The 26,152-nt window shown below is 69.2% G+C and carries 21 protein-coding genes; 11 read left to right on the top strand and 10 right to left on the bottom strand.

Annotated elements, in window-relative coordinates; genetic code table 11:
- Positions 1 to 60 precede the first annotated feature (60 nt).
- From CAL26_RS27470 to CAL26_RS27450, 5 genes are all read right to left on the bottom strand, one after another.
- The gene (locus CAL26_RS27470; RefSeq protein WP_094849735.1) at positions 61 to 1,089 is read right to left on the bottom strand and encodes an ABC transporter ATP-binding protein; all 1,029 of its coding nucleotides are present in this window, start codon (positions 1,087 to 1,089) and stop codon (positions 61 to 63) included.
- On the bottom strand, positions 1,086 to 1,937 hold the full coding sequence (locus tag CAL26_RS27465; protein ID WP_179283501.1) for an ABC transporter permease: 852 nt from the start codon (positions 1,935 to 1,937) through the stop codon (positions 1,086 to 1,088). The genes CAL26_RS27470 and CAL26_RS27465 overlap by 4 nt, the downstream gene beginning before the upstream one ends.
- A gap of 69 nt (positions 1,938 to 2,006) precedes the next feature.
- Positions 2,007 to 2,822, bottom strand: a complete 816-nt coding sequence (locus tag CAL26_RS27460) for an ABC transporter permease (protein ID WP_094849733.1) — start codon at positions 2,820 to 2,822, stop codon at positions 2,007 to 2,009.
- Between the two features lies 1 nt (position 2,823).
- Positions 2,824 to 3,789: an ABC transporter substrate-binding protein gene (locus CAL26_RS27455; RefSeq protein ID WP_373454528.1), complete on the bottom strand. Its 966-nt coding sequence runs from the start codon at positions 3,787 to 3,789 to the stop codon at positions 2,824 to 2,826.
- A gap of 49 nt (positions 3,790 to 3,838) precedes the next feature.
- Positions 3,839 to 4,870, bottom strand: a complete 1,032-nt coding sequence (locus CAL26_RS27450; RefSeq protein WP_094849731.1) for a LacI family DNA-binding transcriptional regulator — start codon at positions 4,868 to 4,870, stop codon at positions 3,839 to 3,841.
- 309 nt (positions 4,871 to 5,179) lie between these two features.
- Here CAL26_RS27450 and CAL26_RS27445 point away from each other — a divergent pair, with 309 nt between their 5' ends.
- Positions 5,180 to 6,463, top strand: a complete 1,284-nt coding sequence (locus CAL26_RS27445; protein WP_179283534.1) for an amidase — start codon at positions 5,180 to 5,182, stop codon at positions 6,461 to 6,463.
- A gap of 19 nt (positions 6,464 to 6,482) precedes the next feature.
- Here the strand turns inward: CAL26_RS27445 and CAL26_RS27440 are convergent, their stop codons facing one another.
- Positions 6,483 to 6,800 (bottom strand): hypothetical protein, encoded by a 318-nt coding sequence (locus CAL26_RS27440; RefSeq protein WP_094849729.1) that lies wholly within the window; start codon positions 6,798 to 6,800, stop codon positions 6,483 to 6,485.
- Between the two features lie 89 nt (positions 6,801 to 6,889).
- Positions 6,890 to 7,240: a DUF1840 domain-containing protein gene (locus CAL26_RS27435; protein WP_094849728.1), complete on the bottom strand. Its 351-nt coding sequence runs from the start codon at positions 7,238 to 7,240 to the stop codon at positions 6,890 to 6,892.
- A 118-nt stretch (positions 7,241 to 7,358) separates the two neighbouring features.
- On the opposite strand from CAL26_RS27435, the gene CAL26_RS27430 reads away from it, so the two are divergent.
- From CAL26_RS27430 to CAL26_RS27410, 5 genes are all read left to right on the top strand, one after another.
- The gene (locus CAL26_RS27430; RefSeq protein ID WP_143277509.1) at positions 7,359 to 11,336 is read left to right on the top strand and encodes a DUF6531 domain-containing protein; all 3,978 of its coding nucleotides are present in this window, start codon (positions 7,359 to 7,361) and stop codon (positions 11,334 to 11,336) included.
- A 157-nt stretch (positions 11,337 to 11,493) separates the two neighbouring features.
- Entirely contained in the window at positions 11,494 to 13,179 is a 1,686-nt protein-coding gene (gene argS, locus CAL26_RS27425) for an arginine--tRNA ligase (RefSeq protein ID WP_094849726.1), read from the top strand.
- Between the two features lie 6 nt (positions 13,180 to 13,185).
- Positions 13,186 to 13,935 carry an SPOR domain-containing protein gene (locus CAL26_RS27420; RefSeq protein WP_094849725.1) on the top strand — a complete coding sequence of 250 codons (750 nt, stop codon included), beginning with the start codon at positions 13,186 to 13,188 and terminating at the stop codon, positions 13,933 to 13,935.
- 132 nt (positions 13,936 to 14,067) lie between these two features.
- On the top strand, positions 14,068 to 14,712 hold the full coding sequence (locus CAL26_RS27415; protein ID WP_094849724.1) for a thiol:disulfide interchange protein DsbA/DsbL: 645 nt from the start codon (positions 14,068 to 14,070) through the stop codon (positions 14,710 to 14,712).
- A gap of 87 nt (positions 14,713 to 14,799) precedes the next feature.
- Entirely contained in the window at positions 14,800 to 15,426 is a 627-nt protein-coding gene (locus tag CAL26_RS27410; protein ID WP_094849723.1) for a LysE family translocator, read from the top strand.
- Between the two features lie 15 nt (positions 15,427 to 15,441).
- On the opposite strand, the gene metC is transcribed toward CAL26_RS27410, so the two are convergent.
- Complete coding sequence (gene metC, locus CAL26_RS27405) at positions 15,442 to 16,644, bottom strand: cystathionine beta-lyase (RefSeq protein WP_094849722.1); 1,203 nt, start codon at positions 16,642 to 16,644, stop codon at positions 15,442 to 15,444.
- Positions 16,645 to 16,758: 114 nt separating this feature from the next.
- On the bottom strand, positions 16,759 to 17,838 hold the full coding sequence (locus tag CAL26_RS27400) for an MBL fold metallo-hydrolase (RefSeq protein WP_094850118.1): 1,080 nt from the start codon (positions 17,836 to 17,838) through the stop codon (positions 16,759 to 16,761).
- A 70-nt stretch (positions 17,839 to 17,908) separates the two neighbouring features.
- Between CAL26_RS27400 and CAL26_RS27395 the strand changes: the two genes are divergently transcribed.
- From CAL26_RS27395 to CAL26_RS27375, 5 genes are all read left to right on the top strand, one after another.
- Positions 17,909 to 18,292: a MerR family transcriptional regulator gene (locus CAL26_RS27395; protein ID WP_094849721.1), complete on the top strand. Its 384-nt coding sequence runs from the start codon at positions 17,909 to 17,911 to the stop codon at positions 18,290 to 18,292.
- A 188-nt stretch (positions 18,293 to 18,480) separates the two neighbouring features.
- A complete protein-coding gene (locus CAL26_RS27390; protein ID WP_094849720.1) occupies positions 18,481 to 19,659 on the top strand; it encodes an isovaleryl-CoA dehydrogenase in 1,179 nt (392 codons plus the stop codon).
- 147 nt (positions 19,660 to 19,806) lie between these two features.
- A complete protein-coding gene (locus tag CAL26_RS27385) occupies positions 19,807 to 20,988 on the top strand; it encodes an acetyl-CoA C-acyltransferase (RefSeq protein WP_094849719.1) in 1,182 nt (393 codons plus the stop codon).
- A gap of 13 nt (positions 20,989 to 21,001) precedes the next feature.
- On the top strand, positions 21,002 to 22,609 hold the full coding sequence (locus tag CAL26_RS27380; protein ID WP_094849718.1) for a carboxyl transferase domain-containing protein: 1,608 nt from the start codon (positions 21,002 to 21,004) through the stop codon (positions 22,607 to 22,609).
- A 22-nt stretch (positions 22,610 to 22,631) separates the two neighbouring features.
- Positions 22,632 to 24,677: an acetyl/propionyl/methylcrotonyl-CoA carboxylase subunit alpha gene (locus CAL26_RS27375; protein WP_094849717.1), complete on the top strand. Its 2,046-nt coding sequence runs from the start codon at positions 22,632 to 22,634 to the stop codon at positions 24,675 to 24,677.
- Positions 24,678 to 24,702: 25 nt separating this feature from the next.
- On the opposite strand, the gene CAL26_RS27370 is transcribed toward CAL26_RS27375, so the two are convergent.
- Positions 24,703 to 25,893, bottom strand: a complete 1,191-nt coding sequence (locus tag CAL26_RS27370; RefSeq protein ID WP_094849716.1) for an acetylornithine transaminase — start codon at positions 25,891 to 25,893, stop codon at positions 24,703 to 24,705.
- Between the last annotated feature and the right edge of the window lie 259 nt (positions 25,894 to 26,152).

Here is a 26,152-nt window from a genome sequence, read left to right as displayed (position 1 = left end):
CGCAAGTCCTGGGTAGCGTGGGGATGGAAGAAGTCAGGCCGGCAAGGTCAGGCCGGTGGGTCAAGCCTGCATGGGGCGCGGCAGCCGCACGGCCACGCGATCGCCGATCGCATGCGGGCTGTCGGCGGGCGCCGAGACGGGAAATGCCTGGCCGTCGTCCAGGCGGATCTCCAGGCGCACGGCCGCGCCCAGGAAGAAGCGCGCGACGATGGTGCCGGCCAGGGCGTTGGCAGGGGCATCGGCGGGAGCGCCAGCCGGTGCGCCGTCGCGCATGGCCTGCAGTTCGGCTTCCTGCGGGCGGAAGGCAAGGTCCGCGTTGCCGGGCACCAGCAGGCCGTTGTCCAGGCCGGCACGGACGCGGCACAGCGTGCCCAGGAAGCCGCCGACGAACGCGGTGGCGGGCGCTCGGTACAGCGCTTCGGCGGTGCCGGTCTGTTCCAGGCGGCCGGCCGACATCACGGCGATGCGGTCGCCCAGCATCATGGCTTCTTCCTGGTCATGCGTGACGATGACGGTGGTGATCGCCAGCTCGCGCAGCAGTTGCGCCAGCTCGACGCGCAGCTGTTCGCGCAGCTTGGCGTCCAGCGCGGTCAAGGGCTCGTCCAGCAGCAGCACGCGTGGCTGGATGGCCAGCGCGCGCGCCAGCGCGACCCGCTGCCGCTGGCCGCCGGACAACTGGCCGATGCGGCGTCCGGCGTATTCGCCCAGGCGCACCAGGTCCAGCATCTGCCGCACGCGCGCATCGCGCGCGGCCGTCGGCAGGCGGCGCACGCGCAGCCCGTAGCCCACGTTGTCCGCCACCGTCATGTTGGGAAACAGCGCATAGTTCTGGAAGACCACGCCGACGCCGCGCGCCTGCGGCGGCTGGGCGGTGACGTCCTCGCCGTCGAAGCGGATGCGGCCGCCGGCATCGGGCGACTCCAGCCCGCACATCATGCGCAGCAGGGTGGTCTTGCCGCAGCCGGAAGGCCCGAGCAGCGCCAGCGTGGTGCCGCCCTGGACTTCCAGGTCGACGGGATGCAGGGCGCGGGTGCCGTCGGGCCAGGTCTTGGCGCATTGCCGCAGGGTGATGGCGACGGGCGCGGTCATGGCGCTTCCTTCGTTGTGCGTGCAGGGAAAAAGCGCGACGGACGGCGCCTGGCCTTACCGTCGGCGGACGCGGCGCGTCCGGCGAACCATTGCAGGCCGAGCAGCAAGGGCATGATCATCAGCAGGAATACCAGGGTGTAGGCGGAGCCCACTTCCAGACGCATGGACGCATAGCTGTCGGCCAGGCCGACGGGCAAGGTCTTGGTCAGCGGCGTGTGCAGCAGCCAGGTCAGGTTGAATTCGCCCACCGACAGCGTGAGCACGGTCAGCGCGCCCGTCAGGATGCCGGGCATGGCGTTCGGAACGACGATGTGGAAGAAGCGCTGCGCGCGCGAGGCGCCCAGCGTGGCGGCGGCCTCGTCCAGCACGGCCAGGCCGGCCAGCGTCATGCTGGCGCGCGCGGCGCGCACCATGAAAGGCAACGTGAACAGCACGTGGCCGATCACGATGAAGGCGACGCTGCCGCGCAGCGCGCCATAGGTGCCCCAGGAAACGATCAGCGCCAGCGCGGTCGCCAGGCCTGGCACCGCCACGGGCAGCGTCAGCAGCGCTTCGAAAGCGCCCGCCAGGCGGCCGCGATGCGCGCTCAGCGCCCAGGCGGCGGGCACGCCGACGACCAGGCAGACCGCCAGCGTCGCCACCGCCACCGCCAGCGAACGCCAGACGGTGTCGGCGTACAGGTCCCAGACCTGCGCCACCCAGCGCAGCGTCAGGCCGCTGGACAGCCCGACGAAGCCATTGCGGGTCAGGCCGGCCAGCACCGACATGACGACGGGGCCGATCAGGAACGCGGCGACGACCAGGGTCGCGCCCAGCCCCAGGCGGGATTCAAGCTTGGATGGCCGCATGGGCATCCTCGGAGCGAAAGTGCATTTTCATGGGGATACGTTGCAGCGGGTCCGTGCCATGGCCGCGGCCTATGCCGCCGCGCCAGCGCGTTCGCCCGACAGGCTGTGCGCCAGGTACAGGATCGCCCACGTCACGCCGCCCAGCACGATGGACAGCGCGGCGGCGACGGGGATGTTGGCGTAGTTGGTGAACTCGTTGTAGATGGTGACGGGCAGCACGTCGATCTGCGTACCCAGCGTAAAGACGGTGCCGAAGGCCCCCATGCTGGTGGCGAAGCACATCGCGCCGGCGGCCGCCAGCGCGGGCCGCAAGGCGGGCAGTTCGACGTCGATGAACCGGCGCCACGCGCCGGCGCCCAGCGTGCCCGCCGCTTCCAGCATCGCGGGGTCGACCTGCGACGCCGCCGCCGTCACCATGCCGATGGTGCGCGGCAGGGAGAAATACAGGTAGCCCAGGAACAAGCCGGCCATGCCATAGGCGAACACCAGCGGCTCGCCCGTGAGCCAGCGCGACACGGTGCTGGCCACGCCCTGCCGGCCCGCCAGCAGGATGATCAGGAAGCCCACCACCACGCCCGGAAAGGCCAGCGGGAAGGTCAACATGCCCATGAGCAGGCCGCGGCCCGCGAAGCGCGGATGCGCCGCCAGGAATCGCCCCACCGGCAAGGCCACCGCCAGCGTGGCCAGCGACGCCGCCAGCGACAGCGCGGCCGTGTTGAACAGGCTGCGCCAATACTGCGCATGCGTGATGACGGTCCAGTAGGCGCTGGCGCCGTCGCGCACGCTGAACCCGGTGGCCGCCAGCCGCGCCATCGGCAGCAGCCAGAACGCCAGGAACAAGGCCGCGGCCGGCGCGGCGAACATCATCCAGCCGCGGCGCGCCATGTCAGTTCACTTCCTTGGCATAGCGTTCGGAAAACGCCCGTTGCACCGCGGCCATCTTGCCGTAGTCCACGGTGCCGGCGCGCGCGTATTCCGACGCGGGCAGGAATTTCTTCTGCGCTTCGGGCGACACCGCGCTGGCGCGGACCGGACGCAGATAGGCGTTGGCCCAGATGGCCTGGCCCTGGTCGGACAGCGTGAAATCCAGCACCTTGCGGCCGTTGTCGGCGTGCGGCGCGTTGGCGACCAGGCTCATCACGTAGGGCACGGCGATGGTGCCTTCCTTGGGTATGACGAACTGCACGTTGGCGCCGTCCTTGTACTTGGCGCGATAGGCGTTGAAGTCGTAGTCGACCAGGATGGGGATCTCGCCCGACAGTACGCGCGCGTAGGCGGTCTGCTTGGGCACGATGGGCTCGTTCGCGCGCATCTTCTTGAACCAGTCCAGGGCCGGCCCGAAGTTGTCCAGGCTGCCGCCCAGGGCCTGGTTGACCGCGACCGCGCCGACGTAGCCGACGAAGGCCGACGCCGGGTCCAGGTAACCGACCATGCCCCGGTACTCCGGCTTGAGCAGGTCCTGCCAGGACTGCGGCACCGGCTTGCCGCGCAGGGCATCCACGTTGACCATGAAGCCCAGCGTGCCCGAATGGATGGCGAACCATTTGCCGTCCGGGTCCTTCATGCCGGCGGGAATGTCGTCCCAATGCGCGGGCTTGTAGCCCTGCACGAGAGCGTCCTTCACCGCCTGGATGCCGAAGGTCACGCCCAGGTACACCACGTCGGCCACCGGATTGGCGCGTTCGGCGGCCATGGACGCCAGCGCCTGGCCGGAGTTCTTGTTGTCGCCGGGCACCTGGATGCCGGTCTTCTCCTTGATGGCCTTGAGCTGCGTGCCCCAGTCCGCCCATTCGGGCGGGCAGTTGTAGCAGACGGCATTCTGCGCCTGCGCGGCGGCGCCCATCAGGCCCATGGCCAGGACGGCGGCGCGCAAGGCCTTGTTCAACAGTTGCGGCATGTCTTTATTCCTTGATCGGAGGACGGGAAGAAGCGGCCGCCACGGTGCGGCCGGTAATCAAGCGGTGCGGCAGACGCAGCGACGCGGCGGATTCGCCGCGCAGGCGCGCCAGCAGTTGCGCGCAGGCGTGCGCGCCGATATCGCGGCTGGGCTGTTCCACGGTGGTCAGCGGCGGCACCATCAGCGCCGCGAAGTGCATGCCGTCGAAACCGCATACCGACAGGTCTTCCGGCACCCGCAGCCCCAGGCCGCGCAATTCGGCGATGACAGAGGCGGCCAGCAGGTCGTTGGAACAGAACAGCGCGGTGGGCGCGGGACGCGCCTGCAAGGCGTCCCGCAACAGGGCCGCATCCGCGGCCGTATGCAGGGGCATGCAGAGATGGACGGGCTGCGGCAGCCCCAGCTCGCGGGCGCAGGCTCGCGCGCCCTGCAGGCGCCGCCGCGCGCGGTCGGACGCGGAGAGCGGTCCGGTCACCAGCGCGATGCGGCGGTGGCCCGTGTCCGCCAGCCAGCGCACCATATCGCGCGCCGCGGCCATGTTGTCCACCGATACGCACGGATGGGACGGCGATTCGTTGTACGCCAGCACGTAGGGCAGGCCGTCTTCCGCCAGCTCGCGCAGAATGGTGCTGCGCGCGGCATTGGTGACGGTCAGCAGCACGCCTTCCACCTGGTGGTCCAGCAGGCTGCGCACGGCGGCCGCTTCGCGCGCCGCGTCGTAGCCCGTGGTCGTGACCATGATGCTGTAGCCGTTGTCGTGCGCCCAGGCCTCGGCGCCTTCGAAGCATTCCGCGAAGACCGGATTGCACAGTGTCGGCAAGGCCATGCCTATGGTGCGGGTGCTGCCCGAACGCAGGCTGCTGCCCACGCGGTTGGGACGGAAGCCGAACTGCCGCGCGACCTCTTCGATGCGCTGCAGGGTATCGGGGCGCAGGAGCTCGGGCCGGTTGAAGGCGCGCGAAACCGTCGCCGGTGACACACCGGCGTCACGCGCGATATCCAGAATCGAGGGCCGGTGCAGGGGTTTGCTGGCCACGGGCGGCGATCTCTGCTTGTTGAAAACGTTTTCACTTTAGGCGCCGCGTATGACACCCATATTGCAGCGCAGCGCCGCATGCGCGGCCGACGCCGCGATCGCGGCGGTTGTTCAGCTTCCCGCAAGCCGTCCCGTCCCGACCGCGCTTTTCAACGCCGCGGCACGGGAATACACGAATGGTCTGGCCCCATGGGGCTGGCACAATGGCTGCTGGGAAAGGACAGCCGTCGCTCGGCGCGGCGCTGGGGCGAGGATGCGCAGCCGCGCCGTTGCGAGGACGGCATGCGCCGAGGAAGTTATTGAATGGCTATGGTTTTGAATCGATTGACGGCGCTGGATGCCGTCCGCATGTTGCAGCGGCGCGAATTGTCCGCGGTACAACTGTTGCGCGCCTGCTTCGCGCGCATCGAACAACGCGAAGACAGCGTGCATGCATGGGCTGCGTTGGACAAGGACGCGGCCTTGAAGCATGCGCAGGCGCTGGACAACGGCCCCATCACGGGTCCGCTGCACGGCCTGCCGTTCGGCGTCAAGGACCTCTTCGATACGCAGGAATTCCCCACCACCTATGGATCGGCGATCTACAAGGATCACCGGCCCGAAGCCGATGCGGCCGCGGTCACGCTTTGCCGCCAGGCGGGCGCCTTGGTCGCGGGTAAAACGGTCAGCACCGAATTCGCCACCTTCCAGGCGCCGCTGACGCGCAACCCGCATAACACCGCCTATACGCCCGGTGGCTCATCGAGCGGATCGGCGGCCGCGGTGGCCGATTACATGGTTCCCTTCGCGCTGGGCACGCAGACGGCGGCATCCATCGTGCGGCCGGCCGCCTATTGCGGCGTGGTGGGATTCAAGCCGACCTTCGGCAGCATTCCGCGCGACGGCATCAAGAGCCTGGCGCCGTCGCTGGATACCGTGGGCTGTTTCACGCGCACCGTGGGCGACGCGGGGCTGGTGGCCTCGGTGCTGATGAACAAACCGGAATTGCGCCGGCTGGACTATGACGGCCCCCCGCGCATCGGCATCTACCGCACCCCGCAATGGCGCCACACGCTGCCCGAGACCCGCGACGCCATGGCGCAAGCCACGGAAACGCTGGCGCGCGCTCGCGCCGTGGTGCAGGAAGTGGATCTGCCGCCGGAATGCTGTGCGCTGGTGCAACTGCAATCCGACATCATGACGTACGAGGCCTCGCGTTCGCTGGGCCTGGAACGCGAGCGCCATGCCAGCCAGATCAGCCCCGGCCTGCTGGCCTTGCTGCAGGGCGGCGATACGATCGACGAGGCCCGCCACCAGGCCAACCTGCAGCGGTCGCGGGATCTTTATGGCCGTGTCAGCGGGTGGTTCGACCGCTTCGACGTGCTGCTCACGCCCAGCGCGCCGGGCGAAGCGCCCTTTGCCGACCAGGGCACGGGCGATCCCCTGTTCGGCCGGGTCTGGACCATGTTCGGCCTGCCCTGCGTGCACCTGCCTTTCGCCACGGGGCCGCACGGGCTGCCCGTGGGCTTGCAGGCGATCGGGCGCAAGGGCGACGATCACCGCCTGCTGTGCATCGCCAAGTGGATGCACGACAAGCTGCGGCCGCAGGGCTGAGGCGGGTCGCCAAGGCGGGTCAATAACCCACGGCCTGGCCGGGCAGATCGACGGTAATGCGCGGTCGGCCCAGCGCCAGCGCCGCATGGTGGGCGAATTCCTGGGCGCGCGTGGAATCCACGGCCAGCAGGTCATAGCCCAGCGCGTCCGCCACCCCCAGTATCTTGTCCAGCAGCAGGACCTTGCCGCTGGGCCGCAAGGGTTCGCAGCCCAAGGCTTCCCATTGGTCGTCGAACCATGCGCGCGCACGCGCCGCGGCTTCGGGCGTGGGGTCCACCTGGGCGACCAGGTGGACGGCACGGCGGGCATCGTAGAGGATGGAAACGTCTGCGCGCATGGGGGCTCCTTGTGCCGTGCCGCTTGTACCGTGCGGCTTGACTGCGCCGCTTGTGCCGTTCGTGCCGTTCGTGCCGTTCGTGCCGTGGCCTACCAGGACGAGGCCGATTCCCAGGTGACGTTCACGCCCTTGTCGGCCGCCTTCTTCAGCAGGTCCAGCAAGGGATAGGCACGCTGCTGCAGGCCGACCGGCCGTGACATCGGATGCGCGGCGGGTGCGTCGGGATCGCTGTCCTTGTCCTGGTCTTCCGGGTTCTTGGGCGCCAGCGCCACCGCCTTTTCGATGCCGGCGATCGCCAGCTGCAGCTGGTCGGGCGTGAACACGCCACGCTCCGGGAACCCATCGGGCAGGGACTTTCCCGCTGCCTTCAGCAGCGGTGCGGCATGGTCCGAAAGCATGAGCACTTCCGAGCCGGCTTTCGAGCGGAACGAGATGAGCATGATGTGATTCCAGGGTCTAGCGGAAGGAACGAATACGAGAGACGAATTCGTACACTACCCCAACGCGACGAGACTGCCAATCGCATGCTTGGACCTGCCGAAACAGCAGGAGGCCGGCATGGGTAGAGGTGGAACCGCGGCGATCGCCGCGTTGAAGGGCGCGTCGATGGTTGCCGGAAGGGCCGCGTTGATGGGCACGTCCGTGACCATGTCGATGGCCGCATCGATGATCGCACCGACGGCCTCGTTCGCCTCGGGCACGGATGCCGCCGCGCGGGCGTGCGCCGCATCGCGCCTGGGCCAGCCTTGCCCGGCGGGCGGCGTGGCCACCCAGGGCGGCGCCGCGCCGGCGTTGAACCTGGGCGCGGGCAATCCCATCCACCTGGTCTCCGGCAACAAATACCAGCGTGAAGTGGACCTGCCCGGCGCGGGCGCCGGGATCGGCCTGGAGATCGTCCGACACTACAACGCGATGGACCCGCGCGGCGGGCCGCTGGGACGCGGGTGGACGCTGTCCTACGACACGCGTCTACATGCGCGCGACGGCGGCGCGCGGGTGCAGATCGCGCAGGCCGACGGCAGCCGCGTCGATTTCGATTGCGCCGTGGCCTGCCGGCCGATGTCGCCGGGAACGGGCCGCCTGGAACGCACTGGCGGCGCGCCGGACGTGACCGCGACAGCGACAACGACCGTGCCAACGCCCACGTCCACGTCCACGTCCACGCCAACGTCAGCGGCCTGGCGCTGGCACTGGCCCAACGGACACGTGCTGGACTTCGACGGCCGCGGACGGCTGACGCGCATCGGCGACCGCGGCGGCGACCATGTTCGCATCGTGCGCGCCGAAGGCGACGACGCTCTCATCACGCAGGTCGTCGATCGGCATGGCGAGGCATTGCGCTTCGTTTACGAAAGCGGCGGCGCGGGTGCGCGCCTGGCCCGCATCGACAGCCGCCATGGCGCCTACGTCTACACCCATGACGTTCCGCCCGGACGCCGCGCGTACCGCCTTGCCGCGGTCGACCATCCCGCCGGCTGGCGCAGGGAATATGCGCATGAACCTGCCTTGCAAAGCGGCGAGCCCTATCTGCTGACCGGCATTTCGTGGCGCACGGCGCCGGACAGGCCGCCGCTGCGCACGCACAGCTGGGCCTATGACGCCCAGGGCCGCGCGGTGCTGTCGACGCACGGCGGGCCGGAGTCGGCGCGCGACCGCGTGGAAATCGGCTATGCGGCCGCGCCGTCGGCCAGCGGGACCATCGGCCTGACACGCGTACGCGGACCGGCCGGCGCGACCGACTTCCACACCGCCATCCGTGGCGGGCGGCCGGTGCTTCTACGCGTGGACGGCGCGGGCTGCCCCGGCTGCGCGGCGCCGGGCCTGCATGCCGAATACGATGCGCATGGAAACGCGACCCGGCTCAACGACCTGCGTTTCATCCGTGCCGCGGATGGCGGCCTGCTGACCCTGCGCGCGTCGCGTTCGGGCTGGGCGGGGCTGTCGCTGGCCTTCGATGCCGCCCATCCGCGCGCGCCCCTGGCCGCCTGGTCTTCCGACGCGACGGGCCGGGAAACGCGCCGCCACGACGGCCAGGGCCGCGTGACGGAACGCCGCTATGCGAACGGCGACATCTGGCGCTATGCGTATGACGACGACGGCCGCCCTGTCGAAGTCATCATGCGTTCGGCGGCGGGCGCCTTGCGCACGGTCATTACCTGGCGTGGCGCGACACCGGCCAGCATCGTCCATCCCCACGAGCGAGAGACGCGGCGGCACGACGGTAATAGGCGGCTGATCGCGCGCGTCGTGCTTCGCCCCGCGCTGCGGGCCGGCGATACCGCCTACGCGTATCGCGAAGGCTATCGGCGGGATGACGCCGGCCGCGTCGTCCGGCACGATCTGCCGGAAGGCGGTTACCTGACCTACGCCTACGACGACAGCGGCCGCATCAGCCGCGTCGCCTGGCAGGATGGCGAGCACGTCCACGAGCTGCTGCTTGCACTGCCGGCGGGGGGCTACCAGCATGGCAACGGCCTGCGCACGCGCGGCATGGCGCGGGACGGGGCGCTCGACGCCCTGGTGGTGGACGATCCCGCGGCGCCCGACCGGCTGCCCGTATTGCTGCAACGCCTGCGCTACGACGCGGCGGGACGCATCGCGGGAGAAACGCTGCGGGTGGCCGGCTGGCAGGGCGCCTACGGCTATGGACGCGATGCGGATGGCCAGCTGCTGGCCGCCACGGCGACGTTGCACAAGGAGGACCAGGCCGGCACGCAGCACGCATGGCGCCTGGCCTGGCGCGGAACGGGCGATGCCTACGCGGTGCAAGACGACGCCGGCACGCAAGTGCATCGCCCACGGCGCGATGCCAGCGGCCTGCCGACGGCGCACGGCGATCTGCGCCTGCGTTATGGTCCGGACAGAAGGCTGGCCAGCGTGACCGGCGGCCGTGAGCTGGCGCGCTATACGCACAACGCCTATGGCGAACGCATACGCCGGCGCGCTGGCGGGGGCATCGAGGATTATCTATACGTGTCGAACCGGCTGGCGGCGATCGCCCAACCGCTGCCGGCGGGCGGTGTCGGCGTCACGCGGCGTTTCGTGTACGCGGGCTGGGTGCCGATCGCCATGATCGACTATCCACAGCCGCGTCCGTTGAGCGGCACCGCCGGCCCCGGCGCCGGCACACGCACGGGCACACGCACGGGCACGAGCACGGGCACGGGCACGAGCACGGGCAGACGCGCCGGCACCCGTCCGCGCGCGACCGCCGCGCCGGTCTTCCATGCCATCCACGCCGATGCCATCGGCCTGCCGCACGCCGTCACCGATGCATCGCGCCGGCTGCGCTGGCGCGCAATGTGGTCGCCCACCGGCGCCATCCTGGCGACCGACGGCGACCTTGCCATGCCCCTGCGCCAGCCGGGCCATATCCACGACCCGGCGACGGGCCTGCATGACAACTACCTGCGCACCTACGATCCGCGCGCCGGGCATTATCTGGAGCCGGATCCGGCGGGGCCGCGCCCCGACACCCAGGCCTATGGGTATGCGGACCAACAGCCGCGCCGCCACGTCGACCCGTTCGGCCTGCTGCTGTTCGCCTTCGACGGCACCAGCCGCGATATCCCGGCGCGCACCAACGTCGGACTGATGAGGAACTGGTACCGCGACGGTCCCATCTTCTATCACCACGGACCCGGTTTCACGTCACCGCGCTGGGTGGACGCCGCCACGGCGGGATCCGCGCCCGCTATCCTGGAAACCCAGTGGGCCGCGTTGCTGCGGCACGTCGCATGGAACGGGCAGGCGGGCGTGGCGATCGACCTGTTGGGTTATTCGCGCGGGGCGGCCCTGGCCCTGCATTTCAGCAACATGATCGCCGATCATTATCGGAATGGACGGTTCTGGGTGCGCGACCCGGTGCAGGGTACGGTGACCGCCTGCGCGGACCTGCGGTTCATCGGCCTGTTCGACACGGTGGCGCAGTTCGGTTTCCTGGGATCGGGGAATGCGGACTACAACTTCGCGGCGTCCGCCGAATGGCGCTGGATCTCGCATGCGATCGCGTTGCACGAGCATCGCGCCGTTTTTCCGTTGATCGTCCAGCCCGAGAGGGCCGGCGCCGGCCACGGCCGCATGCGGGTCACCGCGCCCTTCATCGGCGCGCATGGCGACATCGGCGGCGGCTACCTGCCGCGCGGCGCCGATGCGGATACCGCGCGCCCCGGAGGCGATCTGTCCGACGTCGCGCTGGCCTGGATGCTCAAGCAGGCGGAATCGGCCGGCGCGGCGTTCCTGCCGCCGCCAGCGGCGTTTCAACGGGTCGACAATCCCCTGGTGCACGACGAGCGCGGCCGACGCGGCCGCGCCAACAACGACGACCGTTCCGTCAGCAGCGCCGACGGCCATCGCGTGGTGCCGCATCAGGGGCTGCATCCCCGGTACGGGGACGCCGCGCGCGCCGAGGTGGAAGCCTTTATCCGTCGCGTGGACGGCTGGGAACACGGCGGCAACCCCGTGGTCGGCACGGTGGACATGCCGGCATATCGCGTATGGTTGCGCCGCACGCTGGACCTGGACATCGCGCATTGAGGGCACGGATGGCCCCCGGCGCCCCCGCGTCCGGACCACCCCCGCGCCCCGGCGCGGGACCCGGCGCGCGGCGCGGCGCGGGGTTAAATCACGGTATCATCCCGTAATTCGCGGCATTGCGTCCCGCCGCCTGTTTTCCCGTCTTTTCCGAGTCCCCATGCTCCCTGAGCAACAGCACCTACTCGTTTCCCTGCTGCAAGACGCCGTCGGCACCCTGCTGCCCGAGGCGCGCCCCACCATCCTGCTGGAACGCCCCAAGGTCGCGGCCCACGGCGACGTGGCCACCAACGTGGCCATGCAAGTGGCCAAGGCCGCCAAGCGCAATCCGCGCGAACTGGCGCAAGCCATCGTCGACGCGCTGGCCGCCGACCCGCGCGCGCGCGACATCGTCGACGCCGCGGAAATCGCCGGCCCCGGCTTCATCAATATCCGCATCACCGCGGCCGCGCGGCAGGCCGTGCTGGCCGCCATCGCACAACAGGGCGACGCCTTCGGCCGCGCCGCGCGCCACGGCGAAAAGGTGCTGGTGGAATTCGTTTCCGCCAATCCCACCGGACCGCTGCACGTCGGCCACGCGCGCCAGGCCGCGCTGGGCGACGCCATCTGCCGCCTGTACGACGCCGCCGGCCACGACGTCATGCGCGAGTTCTACTACAACGACGCCGGCAACCAGATCCACAACCTGGCCATCAGCGTGCAGGCCCGCGCCAAGGGCGTCGGCCCTGACGCCGAAGGCTGGCCGGAAGACGGCTACAAGGGCGAATACATCGTCGACATCGCCAGGGACTTCATGGCGGGCGCCGCCGTCCGCGCGGCCGACGGCGAGGAAACCGTCGCCAGCGGCGACGTCGACGACCTCGACGCCATCCGCCGCTTTGCCGTGGCCTATCTGCGGCGCGAGCAGGACCGCGATCTGCAGGCCTTCGACCTGACCTTCGACAATTTCTTCCTGGAAAGCTCGCTGTACACCAGCGGCCGCGTCGAACAGACGGTGGCCAAACTGGTCGCCAGCGGCCATACCTACGAACAGGATGGCGCGCTGTGGCTGCGCACCACGGAACTGGGCACGGGGGATGACAAGGACCGCGTCATGCGCAAGCGTGAAGGCGGCTATACCTATTTCGTGCCCGACGTGGCCTACCACGTCAACAAATGGGAACGCGGCTACCACCGCGCGGTGAACATCCAGGGAAGCGATCACCACGGCACCGTGGCCCGCGTGCGCGCCGGCCTGCAGGCGCTGGACCTGGGCATCCCCAAGGACTATCCCGCCTACGTCCTGCACAAGATGGTCAAGGTGATGCGCGGCGGCGAAGAGGTCAAGATCTCCAAGCGAGCCGGCAGCTACGTCACCATGCGCGACCTGATCGATTGGGTCGGCCGCGACGCCGTGCGCTATTTCCTGATCCAGCGCCGCGCCGATACCGAATTCGTCTTCGACGTCGACCTCGCGCTGTCGCAAAGCGACGAAAACCCCGTCTATTACATCCAGTACGCGCACGCGCGCATCTGCTCGATGGTCGGACAATCGGGCGAAAGCGAGCAGGACATCGCCGCCGCCGGCATCGAACGATTGACGGCGCCGACCGAATTCGCGCTGATGCAGCGGTTGGCCGAATTCCCCAATGTCATCCAGCTCGCCGCGCAGGAACTGGCCCCGCATCACGTCGCCTTCTGGCTGCGCGACTGCGCCGCCGATTTCCACGCCTGGTACAACGCCGAACGCGTGCTGGTCGACGACATCGCCCTGAAGCGCGCCCGCCTGCGCCTGGCGTCGGCCACCCGGCAGGTGCTGGCCAACGGGCTCGCACTGCTGGGCGTCACCGCGCCCCAGCGCATGTAGGTTCACATGGCCGCCGCACGCAAACCCCGCAAGACCGGCAAATCCGCCAAGCGATCGTCCGAACGCGGCAGCACGCTGTATGGCGTGCTGACCGGCCTGCTGATCGGCCTGATCGTCGCCGCCGGCGTTGCCTTTTACGTGACCCGCGCACCGGTCCCCTTCGTCGATCGCGCCTCGCGCAACGCCGACCAGAGCCCCTTGCCGGACGTGCGCAATGCGCCGGATCCCAACGCCGGGCTGTACGGCCGCGATGGCGCGGCCGGCACCGCGCCCACCGGCCCGACGGCCACGCAGCCGCCATCGGCGGGCGCCACGCCATCCGCGCCCGAATCGGGGGCGGGTCCACAGGGCGCGGACGACCTGGGCGCGCTGATCGCGACGCTGCCGTCGACGCCCGAGCCGGCGGCGCGCGCGACCGAAAAATCCGCCGACAAACCAGCCGAAAAAACGGCGGACAAGGCCGCGGCCAAGCCGCCCGCGGTGGCCAGCGCCAGCCCGGCCGCCCGTGACACGGCCAAGGACGCCGGGGGCAAGTATTTCCTGCAGGCCGGCGCCTACCGCGCCGCCGACGACGCCGAGGCGCTCAGGGCGCGCATCCTGCTGCTGGGCCTGCCCGTCGCCGTGCAGCGCGCCGAGGTCAACGGCAAGCCCATCAATCGTGTGCGGGTCGGGCCCTTCGCCCGGCTGGACGATATGAACCGCGCCCGCACCCGGCTGGGAGAAAACAAGATCGAAGTGGCGGTGGTCCGCCAATAGGGCGCAGCGGAACTCGTTTCCCGCGCGCCTGTCTCTACTGTCCAGACCTTCCCGCGCGCACGCGGCATGTCCCGCACATGCCGCCGCGCCGGCAGCACACTCCTCAGACCTCAACCCGGGATCCACACCGACATGACCAAATTGCTTAGCCGCCTGCTGGCGGTTTCCGCCCTCGCCGCCACGGCCTTGTTCGCGCCCGCCAGCCATGCCCAGGCGCCGCAGGCAGGCGCGCAGCCCTACCAGGTGGTGAACCCGCCCATCCCCAGCGACCACCAGGGCAAGATCGAGGTCATGGAGTTCTTCGCCTACACCTGCCCGCACTGCGCCGCCATGCAACCCATGGTGGAAAGCTGGGCCAAGACCGCGCCGGCGGACGTGGTGCTGGTCCAGGTGCCGATCGCCTTCAACGCGGCCATGAAGCCCCTGCAGCAGCTGTACTACACCTTGCAGGCCTTGAACCGCCCGGACCTGCACGACAAGGTGTTCGTCGCCATCCACCAGGAACACAAGCAGCTGTTCACCAAGTCGGCCATGGCCGATTGGGTCGCCGCGCAGGGCGTGGACCGCAAGAAGTTCGAGGAAGTGTTCGATTCCTTCTCCGTCAATACCCAGACCGAGCGCGCCACGCAGCTGTCCAAGCAGGCGAACATCGACGGCACGCCTTCCTATCTGGTCGGCGGCAAGTTCCTGACGTCGCCGGTCATGGCGGGCAACAGCTACCAGGGCGCGCTGGATGAAGTGAACAAGCTGATCCCGATGGCGCGCGACGGCAAGTAAGTCCAACGGCGCACGCCCTCGACGCGGACGCGCGCCTGCCGGCCGCGCCGCCGGCGGCGCACCGGATTGGACCGGATCGGATCGGCGATGCCGGACATCCATACCCTGACCAGCTTCTTCGGCATCGCGGCGCTGCTGGCGCTCGCGCCCGGCCCCGACAACCTGTTCGTGCTGATGCAGTCCGCGCGTTCGGGCCGGTCGGCGGGGCTGATGGTGGTGCTGGGCCTGTGCACGGGGCTGCTGGGCCATATGGCCGCCGTGGCGGCCGGCCTGGCGGCGGTGTTCGCGGCGTCGCCGCTGGCCTTCACCGTGTTGAAGTGGGCCGGCGCGATCTACCTGGCCTATCTGGCGTGGCAGGCCTTCCGCGCCCCGGCGGCAACGGCCGCGGGCGCCGAGCCGCCCCGGCTGCGTCCGGCCGCGCTGTATGCGCGCGGCATCGTCATGAACCTGACCAATCCCAAGGTCCTGCTGTTCTTCCTGGCGTTCCTGCCGCAGTTCACCACGCCCGCCGCCGGACCGGTCGGGCTGCAGGTGGTGGTGCTGGGCGCGGTCTTCATGCTGGCCACCCTGCTCGTCTTCGGCGCGATCGCGGTGTTTTCCGGCGCGGCGGGGGCAATGCTGCAGCGTTCGGCGCGCGCCCGCCGCGCGCTCGACATCTGCGCCGGCCTGGTGTTCGCCGGACTCGCCCTGCGGCTGGCGACGTCGGTGCGCTGACCCGCTTCCCTACCCTTAAGCAGCCGAGGCCGACGCGCGATCCAGCGCCTGGGCCAGGTCGTCGATCACGTCCGCCGGTGATTCCAGGCCAATATGCAGGCGCACCAGGGCGGGCGCATCGCCTTGCCAATAACGATGCCCGGACAGATAGTCGGGCGACACCAGCTGCACCAGGCTTTCGAAACCGCCCCACGAATAACCGATGCTGAACAGCTTCAGGCTGTCGACGAAGACGCGCGCCTGGGCGGGCGCCAGGCGCAGCGCCGCGGCCATCATCCCGTTGGATCCGGTGCAATCGCGCCGCCACAAGGCATGCCCGGGGTCGGACGGCAGCGCCGGATGATAGAGCCGGGCGATCTCCGGCCGCGTCGACAGGAAATCGCACACCTGCAGCGCATTGCGCGCATGCTGAGCCATGCGCAGCGGCAGCGTGCGCACGCCGCGCAAGGCCAGCCAGGCATCGTCGGCGCTGATCGAATAGCCCATGGCGTATTGGGTCTTGTTGATACGCTGCGCCAGCGCTTCGTCGTTGGTGACCACCGCGCCCAGCATCAGGTCGGAATGGCCGCCGACGTACTTGGTGCCGGCGACCACCGACACCTGCGCGCCCAGCGCCAGCGGCTGGTAGATGTAGCCCGAACCCCAGGTGTTGTCGGTGGCCAGCACCAGGCCGTGGCGGCGCGCCTTTTCCGCCAGCGCCGGGATATCCAGCATTTCGAACAACAGCGATCCCGGCGATTCCACGTACAGCAGGCGCGTGTTCGGCCGCACCAGGGCATCGATATCGTCGTAATTGGGCGCGAAATACGTGAGCTGGATGCCCATCCGGTTCAGCACCGCCTGGTCCAGGGAATGCACCGGGCCGTAGACGTTGTCGGCGACCAGGGCATGATCGCCGGCGGACAGCAGCGACATGAACGCCAGCGTGATGGCGGACAGGCCGGATGGCGCCAGGTAGCAATGCGTGCCTTGCTCCAGGTGCTTGAACACGTCTTCCAGCGCCACGTGGGTATCCAGGCCCATGCGGCCATAGGCCACCACGCGTTCGCCGGCCGCCTTGCGGCGTTCCGCTTCTTCCAGGGCGGCCAGGCTCTGGAAGCGCACGGTGCTGGTGCGCACCGGCGGCAGCCCGACCGGCGCGGCGCCGGTGGCGGGATCGAATCCGGCGATGCCGGTGTGCTGCAGCAGGGTGTCGAGGTGCTTGGAATCGGAAGCCATGAGACGGATGAAACGGTTGCCAGTCCGCCTATGATGCCATCTTCACCGGCGAGGCATGGACGGCGCCCGTGGCTGACCGCCCGTGGCTGACCGCCCGTGGCTGACCGCCCGTGGCTACCTGCCCGTGGCCACCGAAAAGCGCACGATGCCGTCGTCGCCCGTCTGCCGCGTGAGGCTGCCGTCGAAAAACAGCGCGTGCAGATGGGCCAGCGACTCGCCCATCGCGAACGTCATCTGATGCAGGTCCAGCTTGCGCTTGAACAGCACGGGCACGATGTCGAAGGCGCTGCGCGGTTCGGCGCAGGCGTCCACGACCTCGGCGAGCCGATCGGCGTGGTGGGCATGCTGCTGGGCGATGCGCTCGTGCAGGCCCTTGAAAGGGCGCCCATGGGAAGGCAATACCAGCGCGTCGGCCGGCAGCCCGGCGTAACCGTCCAGCGATCGCAGGTACAGGGGCAGCGGGTTGGATTCGGGCTCGTAGTTGAAGACGCTGATGTTGGTGGAAATGCGCGGCAGCACCATATCGCCGGAAATCAGCACATTCAGGGCGGCGCAATAGAGCGAGGCGTGTTCGGGCGCATGGCCGTAGCCGACGATGACGCGCCATTCGTGGCCGCCGATGCGTATCAGGTCGCCGTCCATGATGCGCGTGAAGCGCGACGGCATGCCGGGCACCAGATTGGGGTAGTAGCCGGCGCGCTCGCGTATCTGCTGCTGGGCGTCCGGATCGACCAGGCCGTGCCGGGCGAAATGGGCGACGGCGTCATCGCCGCCCGCCCCGGCGCCGCCGCTGGTGGCGGTGCCGCCGCGCGAGAACAGGCAGGCCACGGCATAGTCCGTATTCGTCATCCACAGCGGGGCCTTCCAGCGCCGGCAGATCCAGTCCGCCAGGCCGACGTGGTCCGGATGCATGTGGGTCACCAGTACCCGCAACACCGGCAGGCCGTCCAGCTGGCGCTCGAATATGCTTTCCCACAGGGTTTTCACTTCATCCCGGCTGATGCCGGTGTCCACCACGGTCCAGCCCTGGCGGCCGTCGATTTCATCGCGCAGCAGCCACAGGTTGATGTGGTCCAGGGCGAACGGCAGCGGCATGCGCACCCAGCGGACACCCGGCGCCAGCTCGCGGGCAATGCCGGCTTCGGGCTGGCTGTCGCCCCAGGGATATTCCAGCTTGTGCTCATTCGGGTTCATAACGGCTACTCCCAGCTTGACGGTGGCGTTCAGGCCATCATAATTGACGTTTACGTAAGCTGCCAACGCCATGCCGCCCGCTTCCTGGACCATCTCCGAACTCGCCCGCGAGTTCGACATCACGCCGCGCACGATCCGGTTCTACGAGGACCAGGGCATCGTCAGCCCGTCGCGTGAGGGCCGCAATCGGGTCTACGACGCGCGCGACCGCACCCGGCTCAAGCTGGCCCTGCGCGGCAAGCGGCTGGGCCTGCAGCTGTCGGAAATCCGTACCCTGATCGATATGTACGACGGTCCGGGCGATACCGAGGCGCAGCAGCTGCGCGAGTACCTGGCCGTGCTGACCCGCCACCGGGACACGCTGGAGCAGCAGCGGCTGGACATCGAGGAAACCCTGGGCGAGATCGCGGCGCAGGAAGCCGAATGCCGCCGCCTGCTGGAGAGCCGGAGCTGACCGCGGCCCTGCGGCCCTGAGACGACCACCGCGAAGACCGTAGAAATGCCGTATTGATCTCACGTTTACGTAAACGTAATATAAGCGGCGCAGCATTGCATCCGGCCGGGCGGCTGGCGCAAGATGGCCGATGGCCACGGCGCGCGGTCCGGCCGAAGAGTGCGGGCGCACCCTCTGAGGAGACATGCATGGAAATTCCCGGCCTGAGTTTCGATCTGGGCGAAGACCTGGACCTGCTGCGCGACAGCGTGCGCCGTTTCGCCCAGGCGGAGATCGCTCCCCGGGCGGCGGAAATCGACCGCAGCGACCAGTTCCCCATGGATTTGTGGAAAAAGCTCGGCGACCTGGGCGTCCTGGGCATGACCGCCAGCGAAGCCTACGGCGGCGCCGACATGGGTTATCTGGCGCACATGGTGGCCATGGAGGAAATCTCCCGCGCCAGCGCCTCCGTGGGCCTGTCCTACGGCGCCCACTCCAATCTGTGCGTCAACCAGATCAACCGCAACGGCACCGACGCGCAAAAGCAGCGCTACCTGCCCAAGCTGATCTCCGGCGAGCATGTGGGCGCGCTGGCGATGAGCGAGCCCGGCGCGGGCTCGGACGTCGTCAGCATGACCCTGCGCGCGGACAGGAAAGGCGACCGCTACGTATTGAACGGCAGCAAGATGTGGATCACCAACGGTCCCGACGCGGACACGCTGGTCGTCTACGCCAAGACCGATCCGGAAGCCAGGCAGCGCGGCATCACCGCCTTCCTGGTGGAAAAGGGCTTTGCCGGCTTTTCCGTCGCGCAGAAGCTGGACAAGCTCGGAATGCGCGGCAGCCACACCGGCGAACTGGTGTTCCAGGATTGCGAAGTCCCCGAGGAAAACGTGCTTGGCGAGATCAACGGCGGCGTCAAGGTGCTGATGAGCGGGCTGGACTACGAACGCGCCGTCCTGGCCGGCGGCCCGCTGGGCATCATGCAGGCCGTGATGGACGTGGTGGTGCCCTATATCCACGACCGCAAGCAGTTCGGCCAGGCCATCGGCGAATTCCAGCTGATCCAGGGCAAGGTCGCCGATATGTACGCCGGGCTGCAGGCCAGCCGGGCCTTCTGCTACACCGTCGGCCGCAACCTGGACCGCCTGGGCGCGGGCCACGTGCGGCAGATCCGCAAGGATTGCGCGGCGCTGATCCTGTACACCGCCGAAAAGGCCACCTGGATGGCCGGCGAAGGCGTGCAGATCCTGGGCGGCAACGGCTACATCAACGAATTTCCCACCGGCCGCCTGTGGCGCGACGCCAAACTGTACGAGATCGGCGCCGGCACCAGCGAAATCCGCCGTATGCTGATCGGGCGCGAACTCTTCAACGAAACCGTGTAGTCCCGCGCCGGCACGGCTTGCCGGCCGCCCGATCCAGATTCAGTCAGAACAGAACCCGACACCCCCCGAACGAACCCGCGCCGCTGCCGCAAGGCCAGGGCGCATCCATGACGGCGGCCAGGCCGCCCCGCTGAACAGGAGTCCATCATGTCCGATCCCATCGTCATCGTTTCCGTCGCGCGCACCCCCATGGGCGGCATGCTGGGCAGCTTGTCCGGCCTGGCCGCGCACGAGCTGGGTTCCGTCGTCATCAAGGCCGCCGTCGAACGCGCCGGGCTGAAGCCCGAGCAGGTGGATGAAGTCCTGATGGGCAACGTGCTGCAGGCCGGCCAGGGCCAGGCCCCGGCCCGCCAGGCCGCGCTGGGCGCGGGCCTGCCGCAAGGCGTGGCCTGCACCACCGTGCACAAGGTCTGCGGATCCGGCCTGAAGGCGGCCATGCTGGGCCACGACCTGCTGACGGCGGGCTCGGCGCAGGTCGTGGTGGCCGGCGGCCAGGAAAGCATGAGCAACGCGCCTTACCTGCTGATGAAGGGCCGCCAGGGCTATCGCTACGGCCATTCCACCGTGTATGACCACATGGCCCTGGACGGCCTGGAAGACGCCTACCAGCGCGGCACCGCCATGGGCGTGTTCGCCGAGGACTGCGCCAAGCGCTTCGAGTTCACGCGTGAAGAACAGGATGCGTTTTCCACGGAATCGCTGCGGCGCGCCCGCGCGGCCACGGAAGACGGCAGCTTCAAATGGGAAATCACGCCGGTGACGGTGGCCGGACGCAAGGGCGACACCGTCATCGACATCGACGAAGCCCCCACCAAGGCCATGCCGGAAAAAATCCCCACCCTGAAGCCCGCCTTCAAGAAGGACGGCACGGTGACCGCCGCGACCTCCGCGTCGATTTCCGACGGCGCCGCCGCCATGGTGCTGATGCGCCAGTCCACCGCCGACAAGCTCGGGGTGAAGCCGCTGGCGCGCATCGTCGCCCATGCCCAGCATTCGCAGGAACCGCAATGGTTCACCACGGCGCCCATCGGCGCGCTGAAGAACCTGTTCCAGAAGACCGGCTGGCGTGCCGAAGACGTCGACCTCTATGAAGTGAACGAGGCGTTCGCGGTGGTCACGATGGGCGTGATGAAAGAATTCAACATCCCGCACAGCAAGGTCAACGTGCACGGCGGCGCCACCGCGCTGGGCCATCCCATCGGCGCCTCCGGCGCGCGGCTGGTGGCCACGCTGGTCGGCGCGCTGCGCAAGAACGAGCGCAAGCGCGGCGTCGCCACGCTGTGCATCGGCGGCGGCGAAGCCGTGGCCATGGCCATCGAGATGCTGTAAGGCGCGCGCGGCGATGGCCATCATCGAATCGCGCATCAACCCGCGCGGGCAGGACTTTCAGGACAACGCCCGCGTCATGACAGGCTTGCTGGAAGATCTGCGGGCGCGGATGGCCGCTGCCGCGCAGGGCGGCGGCGAAGCCGCCCGCGCCAAGCACGTGGCGCGCGGCAAGCTGCTGCCGCGCCAGCGCGTCGAACACCTGCTGGATCCAGGCTCGCCGTTCCTGGAGCTGTCGCCGCTGGCCGCGCATGGCATGTACGACGGCGAAGCGCCGGCGGCCGGCCTGATCACCGGCATCGGCCGCGTATCCGGCACGGAATGCGTCATCGTCTGCAATGACGCGACCGTGAAGGGCGGCACGTATTACCCGATGACCGTCAAGAAGCATCTGCGCGCGCAGGAGATCGCCGCGCAGAACCGCTTGCCCTGCATCTACCTGGTGGACTCGGGCGGCGCCAACCTGCCGCGGCAGGAAGACGTCTTTCCCGATCGCGACCATTTCGGCCGCATCTTCTACAACCAGGCCGTCATGTCGGCCGACGGCATCGCGCAGATCGCGGTCGTGATGGGCTCCTGCACGGCCGGCGGCGCCTACGTGCCCGCCATGAGCGACGAGTCCATCATCGTGCGCGACCAGGGCACCATCTTCCTGGGCGGCCCGCCGCTGGTCAAGGCCGCCACCGGCGAGGAAGTCAGCGCGGAAGACCTGGGCGGCGGCGACGTGCATACGCGGCTGTCCGGCGTGGCCGACCACCTGGCGGCGGACGACCACCACGCGCTGCGGCTGGCGCGCGACGCGGTGGCCCGGCTGAACCTGAACAAGCCGCGGCCGCTGGCGCTGCAGCCGGTCCGCGAGCCGCGCTACGACCCGCAGGAATTGAACGGCATCATCCCGGCGGACACGCGCAAGCCCTACGACGTGCGCGAGGTCATCGCGCGCATCGTCGACGACTCCGCTTTCGACGAATTCAAGGCGCGCTTCGGGCAGACGCTGGTCACCGGCTTCGCGCACGTGCACGGCATGCCGGTGGGGATCGTCGCCAACAACGGCATCCTGTTTTCCGAGTCGGCGCAGAAGGGCGCGCACTTCATCGAGCTCTGCGCGCAGCGGCGCATTCCGCTGGTGTTCCTGCAGAACATCACCGGCTTCATGGTGGGCCGCAAGTACGAGAATGAAGGCATCGCGCGCCATGGCGCGAAAATGGTCACCGCCGTGGCGACCGCCGCGGTGCCGAAGTTCACCGTGCTGATCGGCGGGTCGTTCGGCGCCGGCAATTACGGCATGTGCGGGCGCGCGTATTCGCCGCGCCTGCTGTTCATGTGGCCCAACGCGCGCATCTCCGTCATGGGCGGCGAACAGGCCGCCAGCGTGCTGGCGACGGTGCGGCGCGACGGCGTCCAGGCCAAGGGCGGCACGTGGTCGGCCGAACAGGAAGAAGCCTTCAAGGCGCCCATCCGCGAGCAATACGAACGCGAAGGCCATCCCTACCATGCCACCGCGCGGCTGTGGGACGACGGCATCATCGCGCCCGCGGATACGCGGCGCGTGCTGGCCCTGGGCCTGTCGGCCGCCCTGAATGCGCCCATACCGGAAACCCGCTTCGGCGTGTTCCGCATGTAGTTGTCTGTGATCGGGAGCCCGCGTGTTTTCAACTCTGCTTATCGCCAATCGCGGTGAAATCGCCTGCCGGGTCGCCGCGACCGCGCGCCGCCTGGGCATACGGACGGTGGCCGTATATTCCGACGCCGACGCGGGAGCGGCCCACGTGGCCGCCTGCGACACGGCCGTGCGCCTGGGGCCCGCCGAGCCGGCCGCCAGCTATCTGCGCGGCGATCTCATCCTGGCGGCCGCGCAGGCGACGGGCGCGCAGGCCATCCATCCCGGCTATGGCTTCCTGTCGGAAAACGCCGGCTTCGCGCAAAGCGTCGCGGCGGCGGGGCTGGTGTTCGTGGGTCCGCCCGCCGACGCCATCGCCGCCATGGGCAGCAAGTCGGCCGCCAAGCAACTCATGGAAAAGGCCGGCGTTCCCTTGGTGCCGGGCTACCACGGCGACAACCAGGATGCCGATTTCCTGCGGCGCCAGGCCGACGCCATCGGCTATCCGGTGCTGATCAAGGCGAGCGCCGGCGGCGGCGGCAAAGGCATGCGCATCGTGCGCGACGGCGCGGATTTCGCCGACGCGCTGGCGTCCTGCCGGCGCGAGGCCGCCTCCAGCTTCGGCGACGACCGGGTGCTGATCGAACGCTACCTGCAGAAGCCGCGCCACATCGAAATCCAGGTGTTCGCGGACGCGCAGGGCAACTGCATCTATCTGTTCGAACGCGACTGCTCGGTGCAACGGCGCCATCAGAAGGTGATCGAGGAAGCCCCCGCGCCCGGCATGACGGAAGAGCGCCGCCAGGCCATGGGCGACGCCGCGGTGGCCGCCGCGCGCGCCGTGGGTTATGTGGGGGCCGGTACCGTCGAATTCATCGCCGAGCCGGATGGCCGCTTCTACTTCATGGAGATGAATACGCGGCTGCAGGTCGAGCATCCCGTGACGGAAATGATCACGGGCGTGGACCTGGTCGAGTGGCAATTGCGCGTGGCGGCCGGCGAACCCTTGCCCGCCAGGCAGCAGGACCTGCGGCTGCGCGGCCATGCCATCGAAGCGCGGATCTACGCGGAGAATCCGGATACCGGCTTCCTGCCGTCGATCGGCACGCTGCGGTACCTGGCGCTGCCGCCGCATGGCGCCTTCACGCGCGCCGCGGTGCGCGTGGACGGCGGCGTGCGCACCGGCGATGCGATCACGCCTTACTACGATCCCATGATCGCCAAGCTGATCGTGCACGGCGAAAACCGCGACGAGGCGCGGGTGCGCATGGCGCAGGCGCTGGAACAGGTGCGGGTGGTGGGCGTGCACACCAACACGGCGTTCCTCGGCCGCCTGATGCGGGACGACGCCTTCGCGGCGGCGGACCTGGACACCGGGCTGATCGAGCGCCGGCACGAAACGCTGCTGCCTGCCGCTCACCCCGCGTCACGCGAGATGCTGGCGCTGGCGACGGCGGCGCTGCTGGCGCGCGAGGGCGTGTCGGCAGCCACGGCGGCATCGGTGACGGCGGCCGCCAGCCACGCGGCGGATCCCTGGGACCTGCGCGATGGCTGGCGCGTGGACGGCCGCTACGAACGTGCCGTCCACTGGCTGGACCAGCCCGCCGGCGCCGCCGACGGGCCGCGCACGGTCCTGCTCAAGCGCGAACATGGCGCCTGGACCCTGGACATCGGCGGCGAAGCGCCGCTGCATACCGAGGCGACGCCGGGCGACGCGCTCGGCCAGGCGTGGGAGCTGCGCGTGGTCTTGGGCGAACGCGAAATCCGCGGCACGGCGGTGTGGTCGGGCGATGGCGTCCATGTCTTCCACGACGGCGAGACGCGCCAGCTGCTGCTGGACGATCCGCTGGCGCGCGCGGGCCAGGACCACGGCGAACACGGCGGCGACATGAGCGCGCCCATGCCGGGCAAGATCATTTCCATCGGCGTCAGCGCCGGCGATACCGTCAGCAAGGGCCAGGCGCTGCTGGTCATGGAAGCCATGAAGATGGAACACACCATCGCCGCGGCCGCGGATGGCGAAGTCGCGGAACTGTTCTACGCGGTCGGCGACCAGGTGCCCGAAGGCGCGGTGCTCATATCACTCAAGTGAAGCACCGCGCCCGAAGGGCGAGCGCCTAGCCGCGCATCCTGGCGATGATGCCGTCCAGGGTGTCGAGCATCAGGTCGACCTCCTGCTCGGTCACGTTCAGCGCCGGCATGAAGCGCAGCAGGTTGGCGCGCGGCGCGTTCAGCAGCATGCCCTGCGGCTCCAGCTTGCGCGCGGCGTCGACGATGGCCGGGCCGTCGTCGCGGTCCATGACCAGCGCGCGCAGCAGGCCGGCGCCGCGTTCGCCGTGCATGCCCCACTTGGCCGACAGCTTCAGCAGGCCTTCGGACAACTGGCGGCCGCGCGCCTGCACCGTATCCATGAAGCCCGGCGCGTTCAGCACGTCGAATACCGCCACGCCCACGGCCGTCATCAGCGGGTTGCCGTTATACGTGCCGCCCTGTTCGCCGTGCGAAAACACGCTGACGTCCTGGCGCGCCAGCAAGGCGGCCAGCGGCACGCCGCCGCCGATGCCCTTGCCCAGCGTCATGATGTCCGGCGTGACGCCGAACTGCTGGTAGGCGAACATGGTGCCGCAGCGGCCCATGCCGGTCTGCACTTCGTCGACGATCAGCAGCAGTCCGTGCTCGTCCGCCAGCTTGCGCAGGCCCTGCATGAATTCCGCCGTGGCGGGGATCACGCCGCCTTCGCCCTGCACCGGTTCCAGCATGATGGCGACGGTTTGCGCGTCGATCAGCTTGTGCACCGAATCCAGGTCGTTCAGGTTGGCCTTGGGGAAGCCGTCCACCTGCGGCGCGAACATGGTGCCCCAGCCCGGCTTGCCCGACGCCGACATGGTCGCCAGCGTCCGGCCATGGAAACTGTGGTCCATGGTGATGATCTTGTAGGCGCCGTTGCGGTTCACCTTGCCCCACTTGCGCGCCAGCTTGATGGCGCCTTCGTTGGCTTCGGCGCCGCTGTTCGCGAAGAAGACACGATCGAACACCGAAGCCTGGGTCAGGCGCTGGGCCAGATTCAGCGAGGGTTCGTTGAAATACGCCGGCGAGGGGTTGATCAGCTTGGCGCCCTGCTCGTTCAGCGCCCGCAGCATTTCAGGCGCGCCATGGCCCAGGCAGTTCACCGCCCAGCCCTGGATGAAGTCCAGGTATCGCTTGCCCGCGTTGTCCTCCAGCCAGGATCCCTGTCCTCGCACGAACACGAGGTCCGGGCGGGAAGTGATCTCCATGAGGGTGTTGACGTTGTACTGGCTGAATTCCATGGCTGTTCCTGGTTGAAGGAAGAAGAAATCTCGCACCGCGGTGGATATCGGCGGGCAAGAGGCTAAATTTATCACCCTGGTGCGGCCGCCCAGGTGTCGGGGGGCCGGGAATTTGCGGTGCGCGGTAAAAAAGCATCATTGAAGGCTGCCGCCAGGCGATCGAAGCCGCGGGCCGCGTGCCAGGCAGAGATGCCGCGTCCGATCGTAGTGCGACCCGGGTGCGATAGCCGCCGCCGGAGCGCCGGGGCGCCCCCGACCG

Source organism: Bordetella genomosp. 9 (assembly GCF_002261425.1).
In the GTDB taxonomy this organism is placed as follows: domain Bacteria; phylum Pseudomonadota; class Gammaproteobacteria; order Burkholderiales; family Burkholderiaceae_B; genus Bordetella_C.
This window is presented reverse-complemented; position numbering and strand designations above follow the sequence as displayed.